The sequence below is a fragment of the Paenibacillus ihuae genome (assembly GCF_001368795.1).
Classification (GTDB): domain Bacteria; phylum Bacillota; class Bacilli; order Paenibacillales; family Paenibacillaceae; genus Paenibacillus_AQ; species Paenibacillus_AQ ihuae.
This window is the reverse complement of the sequence record NZ_LN831198.1, coordinates 3,795,938-3,797,764: the sequence shown is the minus strand read 5'-3', so window position 1 is coordinate 3,797,764 and position 1,827 is coordinate 3,795,938. Positions and strand designations below refer to the sequence as shown.

At 46.0% G+C, this 1,827-nt stretch carries 3 protein-coding genes; all 3 read left to right on the top strand.

Annotated elements, in window-relative coordinates:
- The first annotated feature begins 337 nt into the window (after positions 1-337).
- The 3 genes from AQR02_RS17550 to AQR02_RS17540 are packed head-to-tail and all read left to right on the top strand — an operon-like array spanning position 338 to position 1,681.
- Entirely contained in the window at positions 338-1,120 is a 783-nt protein-coding gene (locus tag AQR02_RS17550; RefSeq protein WP_054941586.1) for an SDR family NAD(P)-dependent oxidoreductase, read from the top strand.
- Positions 1,121-1,161: 41 nt separating this feature from the next.
- Positions 1,162-1,488, top strand: coding sequence for a MarR family winged helix-turn-helix transcriptional regulator (locus tag AQR02_RS17545; protein WP_054941585.1), 327 nt, complete (start codon positions 1,162-1,164; stop codon positions 1,486-1,488).
- Position 1,489: 1 nt separating this feature from the next.
- Complete coding sequence (locus tag AQR02_RS17540; protein ID WP_054941584.1) at positions 1,490-1,681, top strand: luciferase family protein; 192 nt, start codon at positions 1,490-1,492, stop codon at positions 1,679-1,681.
- The last annotated feature ends 146 nt before the right edge of the window (positions 1,682-1,827 follow it).

The window sequence follows — 1,827 nt, the reverse complement described above, 5'->3', positions numbered from 1 at the left end:
GTAGCCTGCGTCAGGTCCGTATACGACGTGCCTTCGTACCCCTTTTTCCAAAACACGCAAAGTGCTGCGTCCAGTGCATGATTTATATCGAATTTGCGGTTACGTCCCATTTTTTAATCACCAAGCCTTTTTCGTGAAGGTCAAATTTCATACAGCTGCAAGTTCATTTTTATATCCTTTATCATAACACACGTTACAGAATGCTGCCAATCCATCGGGCAGGTAAACACCATATAAAATAATGATCGTTATGTTATTGACAATTTGCACCAAACCCGATATGATCATTTATCATAACGATTGTTACGATATTTTGCGGATAAAAGGAGCAGATCATATGTCGACGAATGAGGGAAGATTCAGTGGTAAGGTTGCTTTGATTACAGGAGCAAGCCGCGGGATGGGGGCTGAAATAGCGAAAAAATTAGCTGCAGGCGGAGCGGAATTTATAGGCGTTCATTACGCAACGAATAGAGAAGCGGCTTTGAAGGTTGTTGAAGAACTTAAGGCGCTGGGCGCAAAGTCGGTAGCTCTGGCAGCAGAATTAAACACGGGTGTTGCCGGTGTTAACATGCTTTGGTCCGCTTTTGAAGAGGCTGTCCGTTCAGAGATGGGTTCTGTGCATTTGGACATCCTGATCAATAACGCAGGGATTGCACCGGACATTCCTTTCGAAGAAACGTCGGTAGAAACGTTTGAAGATGTCATTAATGTTAACCTTAAAGCTCCTTACTTTCTTATTCAAGCAGCCAGCCCGTTTATACGGAATGATGGGCGGATCATTAACCTTTCAACGGGCTTTACTCGAGTGGCCGGTCCAACGCGTTCTATTTATGCAGCTTCCAAAGGAGCCATTGAGACACTTACCTTGGCCTTGGCTCCCCTTTTTGCAGCAAAAGGTATTACGGTTAATGCAGTAAGGCCGGGAGTTACGGCTACGGATATGAACAAGGATTGGCTCGCTGACCCGGCAGTTTACGCTGAGGCAGCTTCAATGTCTGCTTTTGGAAGAATTGGTGCCACTGAGGACGTTGCAGATATCGTTGTATTTCTATCCTCTGAGGAAGCGCGATGGATCACGGGGCAGTTCATTGATGCTACCGGAGGAACTAGACTTTAAGAACAGCAAGAGGATCTGGAGCAGGACGAAGCGCCCAGTATATCTTTCTTATGGCAATTGCGAATCGGGAGCCCATCACGCAGAAGGAGCTAAGCAAGAAGCTGTTCATCGACAAAACGACAACCGCCAAAGCGATCACCAAGCTGGAAGCAGAAGATTATGTGCGGAGAGAAGCTGATTCTGCTGATCATCGCTATCATCTGCTCTATTTGACGGATTCGGGTCGTGAGGTGGTGCCTAAGATACAGGAAGCGCTGGCCCGCGTTAAGGACAAAACACGGAAAGGGATTACCGATGAAGTGTATGGCTTATTACTGAACTTGCTGGACACCGTGCTTCACAATCTGACAGATGAGGAGGAGATGTGAGATGAGCAGGGATGGGAGTACTGAATTGATGGAAGAACTGCTGTCCTGGGCTGGCGTTACAAAACATCTTCATCGGTTTGGAGAGGTAGAGTTTCAAGTAAACAAGACGGAAATCGGACATCTTCCCGGTATTCGCCTTTTTGATCTGCTATTGTCGAAACCCGAACGTGATAAGATATATGCGTGCCGATAATCGGTCTGTAGTTCTTGGCCACCTTGAGTTAAAGGATTATGTGATTGATGAAGGGCTAGATGATGATATTGAGTGCGAGAGCAAACTTCTTGCGGCTAGATTAAAAGGGTTATAACTTTGCAGGAATTTATTCAGTAATAGCAAGG

Excerpts from the sequence above, each read along its gene's own strand:
- AQR02_RS17540 (WP_054941584.1), top strand. The coding sequence starts at position 1,490 with ATGAGCAGGGATGGGAGTACTGAATTGATGGAAGAACTGCTGTCCTGG.
- AQR02_RS17550 (WP_054941586.1), top strand. The coding sequence starts at position 338 with ATGTCGACGAATGAGGGAAGATTCAGTGGTAAGGTTGCTTTGATTACA.